Genomic DNA, 20749 nt, shown 5'->3' with positions numbered 1-20749 from the left:
AGAACACGCGTGCGTCTTAACGGCTAATCCTCGCTAGCCTTGAACCGGCCGAGCCCCTTCAGCACGAAGGGCGCCAGCAGCGCGATCAGCGCGATGCCAAGCAGCGTCGCCGAGATCGGACTTTGCAGCAGCGCCATGGGATCGCCGAGGCTGATCGCGAGCGCGCGGCGCAGCTGGCTCTCGGCGATCGGTCCGAGGATCAGGCCGACCACGACGGGCGCGATCGGGAAATCGAACCGGCGCATCAGGAAGCCGAGCACGCCGAAACCGGCCAGCATCGACAATTCGACCACGGACGGCTTTGCCGCGATGGTGCCCATGGTCGCGAACACCAGGATGCCGGCATAGAGCCAGGGCTGCGGGATCGCCAGCAGCCGCACCCACAGGCCGACCAGCGGCAGATTGAGCACCAGCAGCATCATGTTGGCGATGAACAGGCTTGCGATCAGGCCCCACACGAGGTCGGGCCGCTCGGCGAACAGCAGCGGCCCCGGGTTGAGGCCGTATTGCTGGAAGCCCGCCAGCATCATCGCGGCCGTCGCCGAGGTCGGCAGTCCCAGCGTCAGGAGCGGAACCAGCGTGCCAGCCGCGGAGGCGTTGTTGGCGGCTTCCGGCCCCGCGACGCCTTCGATCGCGCCTTTGCCGAACTCTTCCGGATGTCTGGTGAGACGCTTCTCGGTCGAATAGGAGAGAAACGTTGGAATCTCCGCGCCGCCCGCAGGCAGTGCGCCGATCGGGAAGCCGAACATCGTGCCGCGCAGCCACGGCTTCCACGAGCGCTTCCAGTCTTCCTTGGTCATCCACAGCGAGCCGCGCACCGGCTCGAGCTTCTCCTCGGTGTGGTGGCGGCGGGATGCGACGTAGAGCGCCTCGCCCACCGCGAACAGCCCGACCGCCAGCGTCGTCACCTCGACGCCGTCGAGCAGTTCGGGGACGCCGAACGCAAGCCGCGCCTGTCCCGTGAGCTTGTCGATCCCGACGAGTCCCAGCGTCAGGCCGATGAACAGGCTGGTCAGGCCGCGGACCGGGGAATCTCCGAAGGTCGCCGACACCGTGACGAAGGCGACGCACATCAGCGCGAAGTAATCCTCGGGGCCGAAGCGCACGGCGAAATCGACCAGCCATGGCGCGAGGAAAGCGAGCCCGATCGTGGCGATGGTGCCGGCGACGAAGGAGCCGATGGCGGAGGTCGCGAGCGCCGGCCCGCCGCGGCCGGCCTTGGCCATCTTGTTGCCTTCGAGCGCGGTCGCCATCGAGGCGCTCTCGCCGGGCGTGTTGATCAGGATCGCGGTCGTCGAGCCGCCGTACATGCCGCCATAATAGATGCCGGCAAACATGATCAGCGAGCCGCCGGGATCGAGCTTGTAGGTCACCGGCAGCAGTAGCGCGACCGTCAGCGCCGGGCCGATACCGGGCAGCACGCCCACAGCGGTGCCGAGGAACACGCCGATCAGCGCGTAGAGCAGGTTGATCGGCTGAATGGCGACGGCCATGCCGTGCGCCAGCGCCGCAAAAGTGTCCATCACAGCAGTCGCTCCAGCGGGCCGGTCGGAAGGCTCAGCGTCAACAACCGGTCGAACGCGAGATAGATGAGGGTCGACATCACGAGGGCTATGATGGCGTCGATGAGGATGGCACGGCGTCCGAAAGCCGCCGACGTCGTCACGAACAGCGCCGACGTCGCCAGGATGAAACCGCCGCCAAAACCGATGATGGCGATCAGCAGAGCAAGGCCGACGAGGATCAGAACCACGGGGATAGGATCGGCGCTCTCGCGCGCGGGCAGATTGCCGCGCAGCGCGTCGACGAAATTGCCGATCGCCAGCAGCGCAAGGCCGCCGGCGACCACGACCGGCATAGCCTCGGGTCCCATCCCGTACATCGTGGCGGATTGCAGGCCACGCGCGTCCCAGACCAGCACCACGGCGAGCGCCGCAAGCAGTGCTGCGATGACGATGCCGGCTCGGTCGACGCGCCGCGGCGGCTGGACGGGATCGCCTGAGGTCATGACTTGACCAGGCCGACCGATTTCAGCACGTCGGTGACGCGCACCGTTTCCTTCTTCAGGAAGTCGGCAAACGCGTCGCCGCCGAGATAGGCATCCTCCCAGCCCTTCTGCTTGAGGATCTCCTTCCAGGCGTCAGACTTCACCATCTTCTCGACCGCATCGCTCAAGATCTTGCGCTGCTCGGGCGTGATGCCGGGAGGCGCGACCACCGAACGCCAGTTGGCGATCACGAGGTCGATTCCCTGTTCCTTGAAGGTCGGGATGTCGCTGCCTGCGATGCGCTTCTCCGAGGTCACGCCGATCGCGCGCAGCTTGCCGGACTTGATCTGCCCTTCATATTCGCTCAGTCCCGAAATGCCCGCAGTAACCTTCCCGCCGAGAATCGCAGCCAGCGACTCGCCGCCGCCGGAGAACGGGATGTAGTTGATCTTTTTCGCATCGGCGCCGACGGCGCCGGCGAACATCGCCGCCATCACATGGTCGACGCCGCCGGCGGAGCCACCGGCGAATGTCACCTTGGCGATATCCGCCTTCACCGCGGCAGCAAGATCCTGTGCATTCTTGATCGGCGAGCTCGCGGGAACCACGATCACCTGGATTTCCTCGGTGAGGCGCGCGATCGGCGTGACCTGCTCCAGCGTCACCGGAGACTTGTTCATGGCGAGCGCGCCGACCATGACGAAGCCGTTGACCATCATCTGGTTGCCGTCGCCCTTGGCACCATTGACGAATTGCGCGATGCCGACGCTGCCGCCGGCGCCGGGAACGTTGGTGACCTGCACGCTGCGGGCGACGCCCGAAGCCACCAGGGCCTGCTGCATCGAGCGCGCGGTCTGGTCCCATCCCCCGCCCGGGGCCGCCGGCGCCATCAACTTGAGCTCGAGCTGCTGGGCGAAGGCCGGATTGGCTGCCGCCAGGGTCAGCGCGACGGCTGCGCCGACAAGGCGCGCGGAAAATCGAAACATGGGGGCATCTCCAGGCTCATGCGGACGTTTGCCGCATTGTGTCGTTTGGTCGCATATCAGCCAAAACGGCCGATGCTGTCCAGTGACATCCCCCCGGGGTTTTTGTCAGCGGGGCGTCGGGATCACCCCGCCGAGCGCGTCCGTCAGTTCGGCGGCGACATCCCGGACGATTTGCCCGATTTCCGGCAACCTCTGGTCCGTCAGCCGGCTGGTCATGCCGGAGACCGAGATCGCCGCAAGCGGCTCGGCGCAGTCGTTGTAGACGACCGCCGCAACACAGCGCAGGCCCATGCATGCCTCTTCATCGTCGAGGGCGTAGCCGAGCTTGCGGATCTTTTCGAGTTCCCTAAACAGATCGCTCGGCCGCACGATCGACTTCTCGGTCAGGCGGGGCATGCCGTGATGGCGGATGACGGCGCTGACGTCCTCGTCCGAATAGGTTGCGAGCACCGCCTTGCCGACGCCGGAGGTCACCATGGGAACGCGGCCTCCCACCTTGGTCAGCGAGCGCATGATCTCGCGACTCTCCATGCGGGTCAGCACGATGATGAACTCATCGTCGACCACGGCGAGATTGGCTGTCTCACGGGTGAGATCGCGCAGCTTGCGGAGGTATGGAATCGCCTGCGCGGAGAAATTCCGCCGCCGCGCGAAGCTCGCGCCGACCGTGAAGCTGCGAACGCCGACATGCCATTTGGATTTGGCACGGTCGAACTGCACGAAGCGCCGGCTTTCCAGCGTCGCCAGCAGGCGGTGCACCGTGGAGGCCGACAGGCCGGTGCGGATCGCGAGATCGCTGAGGCGATAGCCTTCATCGTCCTCGGCCAGCGTCTCGATGACCGACAGCGCGCGGTCGACGGACTGCACGCCGCCGTCACGGCCCTCGTGCTCGGCCTCCGACGGCGACCGGGCTTCGTGCGATCTGCGCCGGATCACGTCCTTGCTCATCGCGACCTGCCGCTTGTGCATCCGTCATTCCGGGATGGTGCGCCGGGACTGCGCGCAGCGCGGGCCTGGCGTACCAGACCCGGAATCTCGAGATTCCCGGGTTCGATGCTGCACATCGCCCCGGGATGACAGGAGAGTTAGGCTCAGAGCAGCCCTGCCCCACGTGCCCATTTGTACTTGGCGCCGAGGACCTCGACCGGCAGCTCGGTCGAGTAGGCATAGGCCGGGATGCCGTGCTGGTAGAGATATTCGGCGGCTTCCTCGACCTCGACATCGCCGGCGAGCGAGGCGACCATGGGCTTCACAAACCCCTTGGCCTCCATCTCCTTCTTCACCTCGACCATGTTGCGGGCAAACACCATCGGCGGGGTGACGATGGTGTGCCAGTAGCCGAGGATCAGCGCGTGGATGCGCTCATCCGACAGGCCGAGCTTCACGGTGTTGACGTAGGTGATCGGCGGCTCGCCGCCGGTGATATCCACAGGATTTCCGGCAGCGCCAAACGGCGGGATGAACTTGCGGAAGGCCGCATCCAGATCCGGCGGCATCGACATCAGCGACAGGCCGTTGTCGACGCAGGAGTCCGACAGCAGCACGCCCGAGCCGCCTGCACCGGTGATGATCAAGACGTTCTCGCCCTTCGGCGTCGGCAGCACCGGCACGCCGCGGGCGAATTCGAGTAGCTGGCGCAAGCTCCGGGCGCGGATCACGCCGGATTGCTTGAACACGTCTTCGTAGATGCGATCGTTGCCGGCGAGCGCGCCGGTGTGCGACGAGGCCGCCTTGGCGCCGGCCGAGGTGCGGCCAGCCTTGAGCACGACGACCGGCTTCTTCTTGGAGACGCGCTTGGCGGCTTCGGCAAAGGCGCGGCCGTCCTTGAGGTCCTCGCAGTGCTGCGCGATCAGATTGGTGTTCGGATCCTGCTCGAAGAAGGCGAGCAGATCGTCCTCGTCGATGTCGGACTTGTTGCCGAGGCCGACGATCGCCGACACCCCCATTTTCGCCGAGCGCGAGAAGCCGATGATGGCCATTCCGATGCCGCCCGACTGCGACGACAACGCCGCGTGGCCCTTGACGTCATAGGCGGTGCAGAAGGTGGCGCAGAGATTGGCCGGCGTGTAGTAGAAGCCGTAGATGTTCGGCCCCATCAGGCGGATGTCGTACTTCTTGCCGACCTCGACGATCTCGGCCTGCAGCTCCGGCGCACCGGCCTCGGCGAAGCCCGACGGGATCAGCACCGCGCCCGGGATTTTCTTCTCGCCGCATTCGGTCAGCGCCGCGGCAACGAACTTCGCGGGAATCGCGAAAACCGCGACGTCGATCACGCCCGGCACGTCCTTGACGCTCTTATAGGCCTTGTAGCCGAGGATCTCGGCGGCCTTGGGATGGATCGGAATGATCTCGCCCTTGTAGCCGCCGTTGATGAGGTTCTTCATCACGGAATTGCCGATCTTGCCGTCCTCCGCGGAGGCGCCGATCACGGCGACCGCCTTCGGCTGCATGATGCGGTTCATCGCCGCGACGATCTCTTCGGTCGGGCGCGGCTTCGGCTTCGGCACATAGGCGAAGTCGACGACGATGCGGACGTCCGCGGCGGTCGCGCCCTTCGCCGTCGCGAACACAGGGTTGAGGTCGAGCTCGACGATCTCGGGGAAATCGGTGACGAGCTGCGAGACCTTGACGATGACGTCGGCGAGGGCGTTGCGGTTCACCGGCTCGCCGCCGCGCACGCCCTTCAGGATCTCGTGCGCCTGGATGCCGTCGAGCATCGAGAGCGCGTCCTCCTTGGTCGCGGGCGCGAGGCGGAAGGTGATGTCCTTGAGCACCTCGACCAGCACGCCGCCGAGGCCGAAAGCGACCAGCTTGCCGAACGAGCCGTCGGTGATCGAACCGACGATCACTTCGGTGCCGCCCGCCAGCATCTGCTGCACCTGGACGCCTTCGATCTTGGCGTCGGACTTATATTTCTTGGCGTTGCCGAGAATGGTCTCGTAGGCCTTCTCGGCCTCGTCGGCCGTCTTGAGGCCGACGATGACGCCGCCGGCTTCGGTCTTGTGGAGAATGTCCGGCGAGACGATCTTCATCACGACCGGGAAGCCCATCGCGGTGGCCATCTTGCCGGCCTCGCCGGCCGACTTCGCCACGCCCTCCTTCGGCACCGGAATGCCGTAGGCGTCGCAGACCAGCTTGCCTTCCGGGGCCGTCAGGCTGGTGCGGTTGTCCGCCTTGACCTGGTCAAGCACCTTGCGGACGGCATCTTTGGAATTGGACATGTGGCTTCTCCCTTGACCTCAGTTCGTTCTTTACAAAGCGCGCGCGTGTTTGCGGCCGCCCGTGATGCTTGCCATTCGCCGCGCTCTGTTCCATGTCGCGGGTCGGAGCGGCGTAAAACGCCAGATTACTCCGCCGGCATGGATCAAAAATGGCTGGCGATGGCATTTGGTATGCCAGAAGCCAACTTGTCAAGCTGGAGCATGCCTTAGAACGCCGCAAAAAATAGCCAGCTTGACATTCTGGCATGTGGTATGCCAAAAACTTTCCGTCATTATTCCTGTAAAAGACGACTCCCACTGGAGGAGATTCGTCGTGTCACAACGGAAACCAATCAAGGCGTTGCCGAACATGGCCGAGGCAGACATCGCAATCGTTCGTATTGCCCCGGAGAGCAGCTTCAAAAACAAGGCGTATGACGCCTTGAAGGAAGCCATCCTCAAGATGGACATCTACTCGACGCCCGAGCCGGTGATGCTCGACGAGCGTGCGTTGTCCGAGAGGCTTGGTGTCAGCCGCACCCCGATCCGCGAAGCCATCGCGATGCTCGAGCAGGACGGTTTCGTGAAAACGGTGCCGCGCCGCGGCATCATGGTGGTGCGCAGAACCAAGAGCGAGATCGTCGACATGATCCGCGCCTGGGCGGCGCTGGAGAGCATGGCCGCGCGCCTCATCACCACCACCGCACGCAAGAAGGACATCACGGCGCTGCGCGACTTCTTCAAGGATTTCGGCAAGGACCGCCTGCCCGAGGATCACGTCGAGGAATATTCACGCGCCAACATCGCCTTCCATCAGGCGCTGATCTCGCTGTCGGAATCGCCTGTTCTGGTCGACCTCACCAACGACCTCCTGCTGCACGTGCGCGGCTATCGCCAGCTGACCATCGGACGCAAGGATCGCACCGCGACGTCGCTGCCCGAGCATCTCGGCATGATCGAAGCGCTGGAAGCGCGCGACACCGAGCTCGCCGAGAAGCGCGCCCGCGATCACACCCTCGGCCTTGCCGCTTACGTCGAAGCGCACGGCCAGGAACTGTTCACGTAGCTCTTTACCCAGCGAACGTTCACCAGAAGGGCGAAGCACTCGCCCCACTACTTGAGACCAGGGAGACAAGGCCCATGCTGAATACCGCGACCAAGTCCGAGGCACCGGGCACCGAGCAGGAACTGACGGATGGTTTTCATCTCGTCATCGACGCGCTCAAGCTGAACGGCATCAACACCATCTATAATGTGCCGGGCATCCCGATCACGGATCTGGGCCGCATGGCGCAGGCCGCCGGTATTCGCGTGATCTCCTTCCGCCACGAGCAGAACGCCGGCTACGCCGCAGGCATCGCCGGTTATCTCACCAGGAAACCCGGCGTCTGCCTCACGGTCTCGGCACCCGGCTTCCTCAATGGTCTCACCGCGCTCGCCCACGCCACCACCAATTGCTACCCGATGATCCTGGTCTCGGGCTCTTCGGAGCGCGAGATCGTCGACCTCCAGCAGGGCGACTACGAGGAGATGGACCAGCTCGCGATCGCCAAGCCGCTGTGCAAGGCAGCCTATCGCGTGCTGCACGCCCAGGACATCGGCATCGGTTTCGCCCGCGCCATCCGCGCCGCGGTCTCGGGCCGCCCGGGCGGCGTCTATCTCGACCTGCCGGCCAAGCTGTTCGGCCAGGTGATGAACGCCGAGGCCGGCCGGAAGTCGCTGGTCAAGGTGATCGATGCCGCGCCGGCGCAGATCCCCTCGCCCGCTTCGGTGAAGCGCGCGCTTGACGTTCTGAAGAGCGCAAAGCGTCCGCTCATCATCCTCGGCAAGGGTGCGGCCTACGCGCAGGCCGACGAGGAGATCAAGAGCTTCGTCGAGAAGAGCGGCGTGCCGTTCCTGCCGATGAGCATGGCCAAGGGACTGCTCCCCGACACGCATCCGCAGTGCGCGGGCGCTGCCCGCTCGACGGTGCTGAAGGACTCCGACGTCGTCATGCTGATCGGCGCGCGGCTGAACTGGCTGCTCTCGCACGGCAAGGGCAAGAGCTGGGGCGAGACGCCGAAGAAGTTCATCCAGGTCGACATCGAGCCGAAGGAGATGGACTCCAACGTCGAGATCGTCGCCCCCGTGGTCGGCGACATCGGCTCGGTCGTCTCCGCGTTCAACCAGGCGATGGGAACGGGTTGGACCGCCCCGCCCGCTGAATGGACCAAGGCCGTGTCAGCCAAGCGCGAAGAGAACGTCGCGAAGATGGCGCCGAAGCTCATGAACAACAAATCGCCGATGGACTATCACGGCGCGCTCGGCGTGCTGAAGAACGTCATCAAGGAGCACCCCGAGGCGATCCTCGTCAACGAAGGCGCCAACACGCTCGACCTCGCCCGCGGCGTCATCGACATGTACCGCCCGCGCAAGCGTCTCGACGTCGGCACCTGGGGCGTGATGGGCATCGGCATGGGCCAGGCGATCGCGGCCGCGCTCGAGACCGGCCATCCCGTGCTGGCGGTCGAAGGCGACTCGGCCTTCGGCTTCTCCGGCATGGAGGTCGAGACCATCTGCCGCTACAACCTGCCGATCTGCGTCGTCATCTTCAACAATGACGGCATCTATCGCGGCACCGACGTCAACGGCGCCAACGCCGACCCGGCGACGACGGTGTTCGTCAAGGGCGCGCGCTACGACAAGATGATGGAAGCCTTCGGCGGCGTCGGCGTCAACGCGACCTCGCCCGACGAGCTCAAGCGCGCCGTCAACGAGGCGATGAAGTCCGGCAAGCCCACGCTCATCAACGCGGTGATCGATCCGGCCGCGGGCTCGGAGAGCGGCCGCATCGGCAACCTCAATCCGCAGAGCGTTCTGCAGAAGAAGAAGTAAGTCCACCCCTCAACCCTTTATTCCCTGCCGGGTGCAGGGGCAGACAGAGTACGGAGCAACATGATGACCAAAGCGCTCGAGGGCGTTCGCATTCTCGACTTCACCCACGTTCAATCAGGACCGACCTGCACGCAGCTGCTGGCCTGGTTCGGCGCCGACGTGATCAAGGTGGAACGTCCGGGCGTGGGTGACATCACCCGCGGCCAGCTGCAGGACATCCCGAACGTCGACAGCCTGTATTTCACCATGCTCAACCACAACAAGCGCTCGATCACGCTCGACACCAAGAACCCCAAGGGCAAGGAAGTCCTGACCGAACTGATCAAGAAGTGCGACGTGCTGGTGGAAAATTTCGGCCCCGGCGTGCTCGATCGCATGGGCTTCCCCTGGGAGAAGATTCAAGCGATCAACCCGAAGATGATCGTCGCCTCGATCAAGGGCTTCGGCCCCGGGCCTTACGAGGACTGCAAGGTCTATGAGAACGTCGCGCAGTGCACCGGCGGCGCCGCTTCCACCACCGGCTTCCGCGACGGCCTGCCGCTCGTCACCGGCGCCCAGATCGGCGATTCCGGCACCGGCCTGCATCTGGCGCTCGGCATCGTCACCGCGCTCTACCAGCGCACGCATTCGGGCAAGGGCCAGCGCGTCACCGCCGCGATGCAGGATGGCGTGCTCAACCTCTGCCGCGTCAAGCTGCGCGACCAGCAGCGCCTCGCCCACGGCCCGCTCAAGGAGTACAGCCAGTTCGGCGAAGGCGTGCCGTTCGGCGACGCCGTGCCGCGCGCCGGCAACGACTCGGGCGGCGGCCAGCCCGGCCGCATCCTGAAGTGCAAGGGCTGGGAGACCGATCCCAACGCCTACATCTACTTCATCACGCAAGCCCCGGTCTGGGAGAAGATCTGCGACGTGATCGGCGAGCCCTCGTGGAAGACCGATCCGAACTACGCCAAGCCGGCGGCCCGCCTGCCGCGTCTCAACGAGATCTTCGCCCGCATCGAGCAGTGGACGATGTCCAAGACCAAGTTCGAGGCGATGGAGATCCTCAACAAGGACGACATCCCCTGCGGCCCGATCCTGTCGATGAAGGAGATCGCGGAAGACCAGTCGCTGCGCGCGACCGGCACCGTGGTCGAGGTCGACCACCCCACCCGCGGCAAGTACATCTCGGTCGGCAACCCGATCAAGCTGTCGGATAGCCCGAGCGACGTGCAACGCTCGCCGCTGCTCGGCGAGCACACCGACGAGATCCTGCGTTCGGTGCTCGGCTTCAGCGATCACCAGGTCGCCGATATCCACAAGTCCGGCGCGCTCGCCCCGCCGCAGAAGCAGGCCGCCGAGTAAGCGACGCCGCCTTGAACGATACGCGAGGGCCGCCCGAAGGGGCGGCCCTTTTTGCTTGCGAACGTCCTGCAATCGCGGGCGCCAACCAAAAAACGGAAAAACAACCCCATGCACAGTAGCTAACCTCTTGGGCGCAAGCCAATTTCCTATTTTGCGAAATCACTTTTGACCCGTCGGGCAAAACAGGGGTATTATGCCATCGTCGATGTCGTGCCGGGAGTGCACATCGGGGCGCTCGCCTGTTGCCACATCGGAACGGATCCCCGACCACACCCCGTTCGCGGAAAGCGGCTGCAAAGGTCGGTCCGGAGTCCAAGGGCGGCTATCGGACGTCAGCGCGTCGCAAGGACGTCAGCGATGAGCTGTTATCGGGCACTATAGCCCCCCTCGACACGCTTCAATCGAAGCACATCGCCGTAGGACTGCTCCAGCTTCTGAGCGTAAGCTTCCAGTACTTCCTCGTCCCTTTTTGGCAAGATCCTCGAAACGGCATGTCCCGCCTGAGTGAGAATATAGACTGGGATGACCGGCTGCCCCTCGTAAAGTCCAATTGGTTCAGTGCTCATAAGCGGTTGACGGGAAAGTGAGCTGATATCGCGAATCCCGATCGCCACTTCGCCCGTCCCGAGCATCCAAATCTTGTCGTCTGGATTCGAAGTGTGCGTCGACTCCACGAAATACTGTAGCTGCCCGCCCTCGCCAGGATCCAGGAGAAGCCCGGCCTCGACCAGCCGCGTTATTTTCTCGAACTCAAGCACTCCAGACAAAGTTCGCGGAATCACATCATTCAAACGGAAATTGCAAACCTCTTCGAACACTCGGGCAGTTTGGCCGTCCAGCTCATCGACCACCCTCAGAACTTTTGGCGCAAATGATCCGGGCTCTCGCACTTCCGCAGCCAGCACCCGGCCCCATTTTTCCCTCAGAGCTTCTGTTGATGCCTCCTCCGCGTGTCGCTCTAGTTTATCGACAAACAGAGGATCTAAGTCGCTCGCTTTGCCCGAAGCTGATGGATCTCGGCGCAAGTCCTCGATCGCATGCCGGGCAACGCCGTCCTTATTCTCTTGGCGGATACCAATGGACCGGAGATAGCTCGACACCGCGCGGTCGGCGAATTCGGCGTCCGTTTTCATTCGGCCAATGGCGTGTTTGCGCATTGCGTCCATCAGCTGGCGCTCCGCTTCGATCTTTGTCCTTGATCGAACGTTGCTGGCTTCTACTGGCAAATTGACGAAATCTACGAGGTTTCCAACCAGCCGGTCCAATGCTGCGGCGGCACGGCTTCTTGCATTGGCGTTGAGGCCTGCTTCCGTCAGTTCGACTCCGACAGAGATCTTCTTGTCCAGCGGATCGTGGGTCATCAGCTCAGCTCTCGTTTGGGAAACAGAGCTAAGCCGGAATCCTTCGCGACCGCAAGTTTACGAGCCATCGCCAGCGTGATCATCGAATTCGGTCTCGCGCCGGTCGTAAATCTTGAGCGTATCGATCTTCCTGTGCCGCGAGATCTTCGAGACCTTCAGCGGATCCTGGCCGTCGGCGAGCGCCGAAGTGACGAAGCCGGCGCGCATCGAGTGCCCGGAGAAGATGGTCTCGTCCAGCCCGGCCGCCTTAACGGCCCGTTTCACTACCCGCGCGATCGAGCGGCCCGAAAGTGGGGCCAACCCCACCTTCCCGTGTCGATCGACTTCCCGGAAGATCGGCCCCTCGGTGATGCCGGCGGCATCGAGCCATGCGGCGAAGGCGTCGACAGGCCGAAGCTGGCGGCCGTTCGGTACCGGGAGCTCTTCGCCCTTCCCTTCCTAGTCGGTCTTGGAGGCGTCGATGTGCAGCACGATTCCGCGGGCGCAGCGCTCGATGTGATGCACATGTAAGGCGGTCAGCTCAGATCTGAGCAGCGCGGCGGCGAAACTGACAAGCAAAATCGCCCGATCGCGCAAGCCGGCGAGCGCTTTTAGCAAGATGTGAATCACACGGGCGAGCAGCTCGGCCGTGGTCGAAGCCTTCCGGGGCTGCCGGACGCCGAGGGTGCGGCGGATGCCGCGCATCGTCGCCTTGACGCCTTCGGCGCTGGTCGGCAGCGGGTCGAAGCCGATTACGATGACAGTGCACTCAATTGTACTTCGCCAGCGGCAGATTAGGTGCACTGTCACCGTACTTCAACTTCGAGAACGCGGACACGAAATATCAGAGCGGCGTCGACATGCACTTCGATTGGGGCGCATCGCAATTCTTGACCAAGCAGGTCCAGGTCGGTTTGGCCGGCTACGTCTACAAACAGCTCGGCTGCGACAGCGGCTCCGGGGACCGCGTCGGCTGATTCCGCTCGCAGGTGGCCGGGATCGGTCCTCAGATCGGCTTCATTTTTCCGGTCGGCGACATGCAGGGCTATCTCAACTTCAAGGGTTATGGGGAGTTTACCGCAGAAAACCGGCCCTCGGGCTGGAACGTCTGGGTGACATTTGCCGTCTCGCCAGCCGCGCCCGCCGGCAGTGACGCCGACGAAGCACGTGAGCAGGAAGTAGCGCGTCACTGACAAGGGCGTGCGCTCGGTGCTCGGCTTCAGCGATCACCAGGTCGCCGACATCCATACGTCCGGCGCGCTCGACCCGCCGCAGAAGCAGGCCGCGGAGTAAGCGGGACGCATCGAACGAGACGACAGGGCCGCCCGAAGGGGCGGCCCTTTTTGCTTGGGAAGGCAGCGCTGACAGACGCATCAGCGAAGAAAATGAAAAAAACAACCCCATGCACATCGAAGCACCGTCGATGCCTCAAAGAGCTTCCAGCCCGAGCCGGCGGAACAGCTTTCGATCGGCCTCGTCCTGCGGATTGCCCGCCGTCAGCAGCGTGTCGCCGACGAAGATCGAGTTTGCGCCGGCAAAGAAGCACAGCGCCTGCATCTCGTCGGTCATGGCCGAGCGCCCTGCCGAGAGCCGCACGAATGAGGCCGGCATCATGATGCGCGCCAGCGCGACGATGCGCACGAACTCGATCGGACCGATCGGCGGCGCTTTCGCCATCGGCGTTCCCGCAATCGGGATCAGCATGTTGATCGGCACGCTCTCCGGCGCTTTCGGGAGGTTGGAGAGCGTGACCAGCATGTCGACGCGGTCCTGTTCGCTCTCACCCATGCCGAGAATGCCGCCGCAGCACACTTTCATGCCGGCCTCGTGGACATGCGAAAGCGTATCGAGACGATCGGCGAATGTGCGTGTGGAGATGACGCTCGTATAGTAGCGCTCCGACGTATCGATATTGTGATTGTAGTAGTCGAGCCCGGCCGCGCTCAGCCGGTCGGCCTGCCCGCGGTCGAGCATGCCGAGCGTCATGCAGGTCTCGAGCCCAAGCTGCTTCACGGCGCCGACGATCCCGACGATGGCATCCATGTCGCGCGGCTTCGGATTACGCCAGGCCGCTCCCATGCAATAGCGCGTCGCGCCACTCTCCTTGGCTTTGCGCGCCTCGGCGACGATCTTCTCGACCTCCATCAGCTTGGAGGGCGCAACAGCTGTTGAATGATGCGACGACTGGCTGCAATAGCCGCAGTCTTCCGGGCAACCGCCGGTCTTGATGTTCAGCAGCCGACTCAACTGCACGCGATTTGGGTCGAAATGCTCGCGATGCACGGATTGTGAACGGAACAGCAGATCGTTGAAGGGAAGCTGGTAGACCGCCCAGGCATCCTGGCTGGTCCATTCCTGGGTTACCGCGCGAGCCGGGGATTTTTCTTGTGAGGGGATTGGTTTGGTCTCCCCTTCTTTCGCGCCGAGCATCACACATCTCCTGACAATGCGGCGGGACCATCGCTCGATCGCGAGGTTGGCCGCTTTCGGTCGTGAGTTGGACGAGAACGGTAGCGGAATTGTGGCTTCGCTTGTCGAGGCGGCACACCTTGCCGCCGCCGTTGGCATTGAGGCAAACTGCCCGAGAAAGGGAGGTCAGCATGGCACTGCTCGGCAAGGCCGCGGTTGCGATGTGGTGGAGCGTTCGCCCGGAGCAGCGCAACGAGTTCGGCGACTGGCACTCGCATGAGCATTTTCCGGAGCGGATGAGCATTCCCGGCTTCCGGCGCGGATCGCGCTGGAGCAGCACGACGGATGCCGAAGGCTTCTTCGTGCTCTACGAGCTCGAGCAATATGAGGTGCTCACGTCGAAGGGATATCTCGACCGGCTCAACGCGCCGACGCCGTGGTCGAGGAAGATGATGCCGCATCATCTCGGCATGGTGCGCAGCCAGTGCCGGATCGTGGCGAGCTTTGGCGGCGGCATCGCGGCATCGCTTGCGACCATCAGGCTGTCGCCGGACGTCGGACGGGAGGCAGAGTTGCGGACACGCATCTCGGAAACGCTCGGCGCATTGGCGCAGAAGCCGGGACTGACAGGCGCCCACCTTTTCCTCACCGAGACGCCTCCCACGAGCGCGCCCACGACCGAGCAACAGATCCGCGGCAAAGACGGCGCCGCCGACTGGATCGTGCTGCTGTCTGGCTATGATTGCGACGTGGTCGAACGCGCGGTTGGCGACCAGCTCTCGACGCGGGTGCTTTGCGCCGCGGGCGCTCAGAATCACCCGACGGTCGGCCGCTACCGGCTGGCGTTCACGATGACGCCACAGGACATGGCGGCGATCTGACAGATCGAAGCAAGGGCCGGCCAGCCTGTCTTTGGCGAGAGCCCGCCAGCGCGGCGCCGCTCGCTTCCCGGCCCAGCTATCGCTTGAGCTCTCTGATCAGGTTCCTCAATCGTGGATCGTCAGGTCGGAAGAGCGCCAGTCGCTCGGCGTAACGAAGCGCTGCTTCGATATCCCCCTTCTCCCTGCTGAAGCTCAAAGCAGCTGAAAGCAGCTCCAGATTGTTCGGATGTCTGCGCAGACTCTGATTGAGCACAGAAAGCGCATCGTCGCGCCGGCCCATTCCGTTCAGTCCGACAGCATAGACATAGGCGTACCGCATTTGGCCGGGGTCAAGAGAGGTCGCCCGATGCAACTCGTCGATGGCCTCCTCGCTGCGCTTCTGGCGCACGAGTGTCAGGCCAAGCGCGTGGTGGAGAGATGCGTCCTGCGCCGACGCGGAGAGTGCTTCACGCAGGACTTTCTCCCCGTCACTGTCGCGCCCGAGCTGCCGATACAAGTCGGACAGGTTGACGGCGGCCGCCGCAAACGAGGGATCGAGCCTGAGGGCGGCGCGGTATTCGGCCTCCGCCGCGCCGGGATTGGCCTGGCGCAGGAAGAAGTTGCCGAGCGCCGTTCGCGAATCCGGCCGATCCGCATTCAGCTTCTGCGCAGCAACGAATTCGGCAGCCGCCCGCATGAACTTGTCGCGATCGGCCGCTGGCTGGCGCGCTGGAGGCATGGCGGCCAGAAGTTCTGCGGCGCGGACGCGCACACCTCGCACGGGATCGTCCAGCTGCGGCGAAGCGAGCGGCCAGAGCTGATCGGCCGGCACTCCTTCGAGCCGATCGAGCGCGCCGAGCCTCACGAGCGGATCGGGGTCGGAAAGCCCATGCCGGATCAGATCGAGATCCGGTGCCGGAAGCTCCGCCAGCGCGCTGGCGCGGACGATAGCAGGAACGTCGGCCGATTCGGCGATTGCGGCAAGCCGCGCTTGCGCGTCGGCAGCTTCGCTCCAGGCAGCGTGGAAGGCAGGTGCATAGATCTGATGGCCGCGTCGCTCCGGCCCGAACCAGCCCTCGATCTGATACGCTGCCCAGGCCGCTGGCTTGTCGCGATGGCAGTGGTTGCACGCATTCGGTGCGCCCGTCTGCACCGAGAGATCGGGACGCGGAACGCGGAAGCCGTGGTCGTGGCGGCGATCGACGACCATGTAGCGGCGCTCCGGCATATGGCAGGCCGGACAGCCCAGCGGCGGCGAGACACCGGCGTGGTGCCGGTGCGCCGCGGATTCATACTTGGCGGGCGTATGACACTGCGAGCAAACGCCGTCTCCGGGCGCCTTCAACGTTGCGCTGTGCGGATCGTGGCAATCGCTGCAGGTCACGCCCTTGGCGAACATCCTGCTCTGCTTGAAGGGTGCGTAATTGTAGGTCTCCTCGTCGTCGCGCATCTGGCCGTCGGCATGGAAGCGTTGGCGGTCGAGCAGCGATACGCGGTGGGTGTCGGAGAGCGGTCGGCCCGGTATCCAGTCTTCCGAAAGCTGCCCGCGGCGCGCGTGGCAGCGCCCGCAGGTCTCGACCTCCTTGCGCAGGACCGGCGCCGGCGCGCTGCGTGCGGGCGTCAATGAGCCGGCGGAGGCGGACCAGGTGATGCCGGTGCGCTCGTCGAAGCGGACCAGCAGGCCGTTATCGGCCTCGCGCGCCGCCGGCTTGCCGTGCGCCCAGGCGACGTGGCGCGAGCCCGCACCGTGGCACGCCTCGCAACCAATGCTGATCTCGGCGAAGGTCGTCGCGAAGCGGTTATCGGCAGCGTCGTAGTTCTTCTGTACGCCGGTCGAATGACACTCGGAGCACATGAAATTCCAATTCTGATTCAGCCTGGTCCAGTGCAAGGGGTCGTTACTGGTGATCGCGGCATCCGGATAGAGATGAAACCAGCGCTGCCCGCCCTGGTCTTTCGGCCTGGTGTCCCAGGCGATGGACAGGGCCTGGATGCGGCCGTCCGAAAACTCGATCAGATATTGCTGTAGCGGGTCGAAGCCAAACGTGTACTTGATCTCGAAGGTCGCAAGCTTGCCGTCCGATCCGTCTGTCTCGACGAGAAACTTGCGACCACGACGAGAGAAGCGCGAGCGAGTGCCGGCGTATGCAAACACCGCGTCGTTGAAATCGCCACGAACGGATTGGTCGGTCGCATGATCCATCGCGTGTCGGTGCTGCGAGTTCTGCCAGAGCATAGCCTGCCTCGCATGGCAGCTGCTGCACGCTTCGCTACCGACGAAGGTCAGTTCGGCCATTTGCTGTGGTCTGGCTGGGACGTTCGAAATTCTGGGCCAGAGTAGTACCCCCGCGATCAGAACGAGCAGCGAACCGCCCATCAGTACAGCGGCCTTCAGCCTGGTGGCCGAGGACTGTTGCGCGGGATGAGCAGGTTCAGGCGCGCGCGCCTTCGTGCCGGCCGTTTCGCGCTTGCGGTTCTTTCGCGAATCTTTTGCCACGTCTGCTCACCGGAGGCAGAACATCAAAAGCGTCGCCGTGACCGGGTCATCGAAGGGCCTCCACCTTCGCTGCCATGTCGGGAAAGCGGCTGACCCGATAGGTCCCATTGTCGCATTTGAGAACCCAGACCTCATGATCCGGCTTCGAGCGCTTTGTGTCCTTGCTGGCGCCGAGCGGCTTGTCACAGGCAAAGCCCTGCATGCGGATCTGGGCTGCGAGCATACCCTGAGGCGTTTCGCCGTCAGTTTGCGCGAAGCAAACGGATCCGACCGGCAGAATGCCGAAAGACAGGGCTGAGATAAGGATGAAACGAACTTTCACGATGCCTCCACCTTTGCCAGTGGCAAACGATCAATCAGACGGAACAGGGAGGTGGGGCGGACGCCCCGCCTTTGCGACTCATTGTTCCAGGGTCTATTCAACGAGTTCGCTGGCGAATGCCGTACACCCGGCCGTGAAACCAGTTCGCGGCGCTCGGCCATCGGCACCGATCCTATTTGGCGTCACGCGCGAGGCGGGCGCCATCCATCAGCTTCTTCTCGTCCTCCGCGGTCAGTTTCGGTGGATCGAGCTCGACCGTCACCTTATTGACCTTGCCGGTGAAGGCGAACGGCACCTGGTAGTCGCCATCGTCCAGCGGCGTGCCGGAGTCCTCGCCGATGTCGAAGGTCTCGTCGATCGGCAGGATGAGAGGAACGGTACGCTCCATCTTCTTCGTCGCGACGGTCTTGCCGTCCACCGTGAGGGTGCCGGTGCCGCCCTGGCCGATGCCGCTGACGCTGTTGAAGGCGAGCGTGGCGAAGCCGAGCCCGTCGTATTTGAAGTCGAACTTCAGGGTATGTTTTCCGGGAGCGAGCGCGAGGTCGCCGCCGTCCCAGCGCACCATTCCGAGCCCCATCAGGTTCCACAGGAACACCGGCTTGCCCTTGAGCAGATACAGCCCGTAGCCGCCGTACCGCCCGCCGTAGGTGACGACGACGCCCTCACCGCCTCCCTGCGGCACGTCGACTTCGGCGGTGATGGTGTAGGACGTGTTGAGCAGGTTCGGCGCGACACTTTCAGCCAGATGCACCACTGGCGTCGTATAGGTGAACTCCCTGCGGCCCGCCGTGACCGAGGGGCGCGGAGAAGCGAGCCGCGTGGCGGCCGAGGCGTCGAGCGGCAGCACCTGATATTTGGCGAACTCGCCGAACATCAGGTCACGCATCTCCTGCACCCTGGCGGGGTTGGCCGCGGCCACATCGTTCATCTGCGTCCAGTCGTTCTTCACATCGTAGAGCTCGAACTTGAACGCAGAGGCGGGATTCGGGATCGCCTTGCCGGCCAGATCCCAGGGCGCGCGCTGCGGAACTGCGCTGAGCATCCAGCCCTCGTTGTAGAGCCCCTGCACGCCCATCATCTCGAAATACTGCGTGCGGTGAGGTGACGGCGCGTCGGCCTTCGCCTTGTCGAAGGTATAGGCGAGGCTGACGCCCTCGATCGGCTTCTGCGCGATGCCGTCGATCGTCACCGGCGCCGGAATGCCGGCGGCTTCCAGCAGGGTCGGCACGATGTCGATCACGTGGTGGAACTGGTGACGGATGCCGCCCTTGTCGGTGATCCGCGCCGGCCAGGAGATCGCCATGCCGTTGCGCGTCCCGCCGAAAAAGGAGGGAATCTGCTTCGTCCACTTGAACGGCGTGTCGAAGCACCAGGCCCAGCCGATAGAATAATGCGGATAGGTCTTGTCGGTGCCCCAGGCGTCATAGAACGGCATCTGGTCCGCGATCGGCACAGTGATGCCGTTGAACGGAACGAGCTCGAACGGGGTGCCGTTGGCGGTGCCTTCGGCGGATGCGCCATTGTCGCCGCTGATGAAGATGATCAGCGTATTGTCGAGCTTGCCCATGTCCTGGACCGCCTGCACGACGCGGCCGATCTCATGGTCGGTATAGGCGAGATAGGCGGCGTAAACCTCAGCCTGGCGGATGAAGAGCTTCTTCTCCTCGTCGCTCAACTTGTCCCAGCTCTTCAGCAGATCGTCCGGCCAGGGCGTGAGCTTGGCGTCCTGCGGGATCACACCGAGACGTTTCTGGTTGGCGAAAATCTGATCACGCACCGCGTTCCAGCCCTTGTCGAACAGGTGCATGTCGCTGATCTTCTTGATCCACTCCGGTGTCGGATGGTGTGGCGCGTGGGTGCCGCCCGGCGCGTAGTAAAGCAGGAAGGGCATCGCCGGATCGATGGCGTTGAGCTGGCTGAGCCAGTCGACCGCCTCGTCCGCCATGCCGGTGATAAGATTCCACTGCGGCTTCCCACGATAGGGCTCGATGCGGGTCGTGTTGCGGAATAGCAGCGGCTGCCACTGGGTGGTGTCGCCGCCGATGAAGCCGTAGAAATATTCAAACCCCATGCCGCCTGGCCATTGATCGAACGGCCCGGCCTGGCTTGCCTGATACGTCGGCGTATTGTGATTCTTGCCGAACCAGGACGTGCGGTAGCCGTTTTCCAGCAGGATGCGGCCGATGGTGCCGGTGTCTTTCGTGATGATGCTGTCGTAGCCGGGGAAGCCCGTCGCCTGTTCCGAGATCACGCCGAAGCCGGCGGAGTGGTGATTGCGCCCGGTGATCAGCGCCGCGCGCGTCGGCGAGCATAACGATGTGGTGTGGAAGTTGGAGTAGCGCAGGCCGTTGGCCGCGATGCGGTCGAGGGTCGGCGTGGGAATGACGCCGCCGAAAGTGGACGGCGCACCGAATCCAACATCATCGGTGAGGATCAGGAGCACGTTGGGCGCGCCCTTCGGGGGCACCACGCGCATCGGCCAGGCCGACTTGGATCGCAAGGCATCGAGGCCGATCTCGCCGCGGAAAGGCTGGGGCGGCGGCGGCAGAGTGCGGCCATCGATGGTGGTGGTCGCGTTCGGCGAACCGGGGATGCCCGTAGTTTGCTGAGCGTCCGCGCTAAATACCGTCAATGGTAACAGCAAGAGAGAACCGAGCAGAATGCGTAGCGTAACTCGGTGATGCAGGTTCGAGACACTCATCATTGGCTCCTCCCGAAGACCAAACTGGCCTAAATTGGCTGGAAACCGGATCGTCTCTCCTAGACAGCAGCACGTCGCCCCATGTGTAATTTGGGTAGGTCTTGATTTGACTCGAACGGTTCGCGGACGTGCGATGCTTTGACCGGCTCGTCCGTCGTTATGTTTGCTGCTCAAATGCCGGAGCGTTGACGACGAAGGTAGTGAGATCAGAAATTTTGGGAATATTCATTGC

At 63.9% G+C, this 20749-nt stretch carries 16 protein-coding genes and 1 pseudogene; 5 read left to right on the top strand and 12 right to left on the bottom strand.

Annotated features, from left to right (window positions below):
* Positions 1–23: 23 nt before the first annotated feature.
* The 5 genes from XH87_RS31685 to XH87_RS31665 all read right to left on the bottom strand — a co-directional run bounded on the left by XH87_RS31685 (position 24) and on the right by XH87_RS31665 (position 6194).
* Positions 24–1523 carry a tripartite tricarboxylate transporter permease gene (locus tag XH87_RS31685; RefSeq protein ID WP_271590919.1) on the bottom strand — a complete coding sequence of 500 codons (1500 nt, stop codon included), beginning with the start codon at positions 1521–1523 and terminating at the stop codon, positions 24–26.
* Positions 1523–2008, bottom strand: coding sequence for a tripartite tricarboxylate transporter TctB family protein (locus XH87_RS31680; RefSeq protein ID WP_271590258.1), 486 nt, complete (start codon positions 2006–2008; stop codon positions 1523–1525). The genes XH87_RS31685 and XH87_RS31680 overlap by 1 nt, the downstream gene beginning before the upstream one ends.
* Complete coding sequence (locus XH87_RS31675; RefSeq protein WP_271590257.1) at positions 2005–2973, bottom strand: Bug family tripartite tricarboxylate transporter substrate binding protein; 969 nt, start codon at positions 2971–2973, stop codon at positions 2005–2007. The genes XH87_RS31680 and XH87_RS31675 overlap by 4 nt, the downstream gene beginning before the upstream one ends.
* Before the next feature lie 105 nt (positions 2974–3078).
* A complete protein-coding gene (locus tag XH87_RS31670; protein ID WP_271590918.1) occupies positions 3079–3921 on the bottom strand; it encodes an IclR family transcriptional regulator in 843 nt (280 codons plus the stop codon).
* A 143-nt stretch (positions 3922–4064) separates the two neighbouring features.
* On the bottom strand, positions 4065–6194 hold the full coding sequence (locus XH87_RS31665; protein WP_035699576.1) for an acetate--CoA ligase family protein: 2130 nt from the start codon (positions 6192–6194) through the stop codon (positions 4065–4067).
* Positions 6195–6543: 349 nt separating this feature from the next.
* On the opposite strand from XH87_RS31665, the gene XH87_RS31660 reads away from it, so the two are divergent.
* The 3 genes from XH87_RS31660 (at position 6544) to frc (ending at position 10388) form a co-directional block, all read left to right on the top strand.
* Positions 6544–7239 (top strand): GntR family transcriptional regulator, encoded by a 696-nt coding sequence (locus tag XH87_RS31660; protein WP_161537124.1) that lies wholly within the window; start codon positions 6544–6546, stop codon positions 7237–7239.
* 74 nt (positions 7240–7313) lie between these two features.
* Entirely contained in the window at positions 7314–9047 is a 1734-nt protein-coding gene (gene oxc, locus XH87_RS31655; RefSeq protein WP_271590256.1) for an oxalyl-CoA decarboxylase, read from the top strand.
* 63 nt (positions 9048–9110) lie between these two features.
* Entirely contained in the window at positions 9111–10388 is a 1278-nt protein-coding gene (gene frc / locus XH87_RS31650) for a formyl-CoA transferase (protein WP_271590255.1), read from the top strand.
* A 365-nt stretch (positions 10389–10753) separates the two neighbouring features.
* Here the strand turns inward: frc and XH87_RS31645 are convergent, their stop codons facing one another.
* From XH87_RS31645 to XH87_RS31635, 3 genes are all read right to left on the bottom strand, one after another.
* Complete coding sequence (locus tag XH87_RS31645) at positions 10754–11749, bottom strand: DUF2806 domain-containing protein (RefSeq protein ID WP_271590254.1); 996 nt, start codon at positions 11747–11749, stop codon at positions 10754–10756.
* A gap of 57 nt (positions 11750–11806) precedes the next feature.
* Positions 11807–12055 carry a tyrosine-type recombinase/integrase gene (locus XH87_RS31640; protein WP_271590253.1) on the bottom strand — a complete coding sequence of 83 codons (249 nt, stop codon included), beginning with the start codon at positions 12053–12055 and terminating at the stop codon, positions 11807–11809.
* Positions 12056–12187: 132 nt separating this feature from the next.
* On the bottom strand, positions 12188–12433 hold the full coding sequence (locus XH87_RS31635) for a hypothetical protein (protein WP_271590252.1): 246 nt from the start codon (positions 12431–12433) through the stop codon (positions 12188–12190).
* 113 nt (positions 12434–12546) lie between these two features.
* Here XH87_RS31635 and XH87_RS31630 point away from each other — a divergent pair.
* Positions 12547–12910: pseudogene (locus XH87_RS31630) on the top strand (SphA family protein); the annotation flags it as partial.
* A 246-nt stretch (positions 12911–13156) separates the two neighbouring features.
* Here the strand turns inward: XH87_RS31630 and bioB are convergent.
* A complete protein-coding gene (gene bioB / locus XH87_RS31625) occupies positions 13157–14158 on the bottom strand; it encodes a biotin synthase BioB (protein ID WP_271590251.1) in 1002 nt (333 codons plus the stop codon).
* A 170-nt stretch (positions 14159–14328) separates the two neighbouring features.
* Between bioB and XH87_RS31620 the strand changes: the two genes are divergently transcribed.
* Positions 14329–15018 carry a hypothetical protein gene (locus XH87_RS31620; protein ID WP_271590250.1) on the top strand — a complete coding sequence of 230 codons (690 nt, stop codon included), beginning with the start codon at positions 14329–14331 and terminating at the stop codon, positions 15016–15018.
* A 76-nt stretch (positions 15019–15094) separates the two neighbouring features.
* On the opposite strand, the gene XH87_RS31615 is transcribed toward XH87_RS31620, so the two are convergent.
* The 3 genes from XH87_RS31615 to XH87_RS31605 form a co-directional block, all read right to left on the bottom strand.
* A complete protein-coding gene (locus XH87_RS31615) occupies positions 15095–17200 on the bottom strand; it encodes a tetratricopeptide repeat protein (protein ID WP_271590249.1) in 2106 nt (701 codons plus the stop codon).
* A 340-nt stretch (positions 17201–17540) separates the two neighbouring features.
* Complete coding sequence (locus XH87_RS31610) at positions 17541–17816, bottom strand: hypothetical protein (protein WP_271590248.1); 276 nt, start codon at positions 17814–17816, stop codon at positions 17541–17543.
* Positions 17817–17988: 172 nt separating this feature from the next.
* Positions 17989–20520 carry an arylsulfatase gene (locus XH87_RS31605; protein WP_271590247.1) on the bottom strand — a complete coding sequence of 844 codons (2532 nt, stop codon included), beginning with the start codon at positions 20518–20520 and terminating at the stop codon, positions 17989–17991.
* Positions 20521–20749 lie beyond the last annotated feature (229 nt).

It is taken from the genome of Bradyrhizobium sp. CCBAU 53415, assembly GCF_028128735.1.
In the GTDB taxonomy this organism is placed as follows: Bacteria; Pseudomonadota; Alphaproteobacteria; order Rhizobiales; family Xanthobacteraceae; genus Bradyrhizobium.
Note: the sequence above shows the minus strand (reverse complement) of the source record. Positions and strands in the feature narration are given on the sequence as shown.

Coding starts and splice junctions, on each gene's coding strand:
- XH87_RS31685 (WP_271590919.1), bottom strand. CDS start 1,523: ATGGACACTTTTGCGGCGCTGGCGCACGGCATGGCCGTCGCCATTCAG.
- XH87_RS31680 (WP_271590258.1), bottom strand. CDS start 2,008: ATGACCTCAGGCGATCCCGTCCAGCCGCCGCGGCGCGTCGACCGAGCC.
- XH87_RS31675 (WP_271590257.1), bottom strand. CDS start 2,973: ATGTTTCGATTTTCCGCGCGCCTTGTCGGCGCAGCCGTCGCGCTGACC.
- XH87_RS31670 (WP_271590918.1), bottom strand. CDS start 3,921: ATGAGCAAGGACGTGATCCGGCGCAGATCGCACGAAGCCCGGTCGCCG.
- XH87_RS31665 (WP_035699576.1), bottom strand. CDS start 6,194: ATGTCCAATTCCAAAGATGCCGTCCGCAAGGTGCTTGACCAGGTCAAG.
- XH87_RS31660 (WP_161537124.1), top strand. CDS start 6,544: ATGGCCGAGGCAGACATCGCAATCGTTCGTATTGCCCCGGAGAGCAGC.
- oxc (WP_271590256.1), top strand. CDS start 7,314: ATGCTGAATACCGCGACCAAGTCCGAGGCACCGGGCACCGAGCAGGAA.
- frc (WP_271590255.1), top strand. CDS start 9,111: ATGACCAAAGCGCTCGAGGGCGTTCGCATTCTCGACTTCACCCACGTT.
- XH87_RS31645 (WP_271590254.1), bottom strand. CDS start 11,749: ATGACCCACGATCCGCTGGACAAGAAGATCTCTGTCGGAGTCGAACTG.
- XH87_RS31635 (WP_271590252.1), bottom strand. CDS start 12,433: ATGCGCGGCATCCGCCGCACCCTCGGCGTCCGGCAGCCCCGGAAGGCT.
- bioB (WP_271590251.1), bottom strand. CDS start 14,158: ATGCTCGGCGCGAAAGAAGGGGAGACCAAACCAATCCCCTCACAAGAA.
- XH87_RS31620 (WP_271590250.1), top strand. CDS start 14,329: ATGGCACTGCTCGGCAAGGCCGCGGTTGCGATGTGGTGGAGCGTTCGC.
- XH87_RS31615 (WP_271590249.1), bottom strand. CDS start 17,200: ATGGATCATGCGACCGACCAATCCGTTCGTGGCGATTTCAACGACGCG.
- XH87_RS31605 (WP_271590247.1), bottom strand. CDS start 20,520: ATGATGAGTGTCTCGAACCTGCATCACCGAGTTACGCTACGCATTCTG.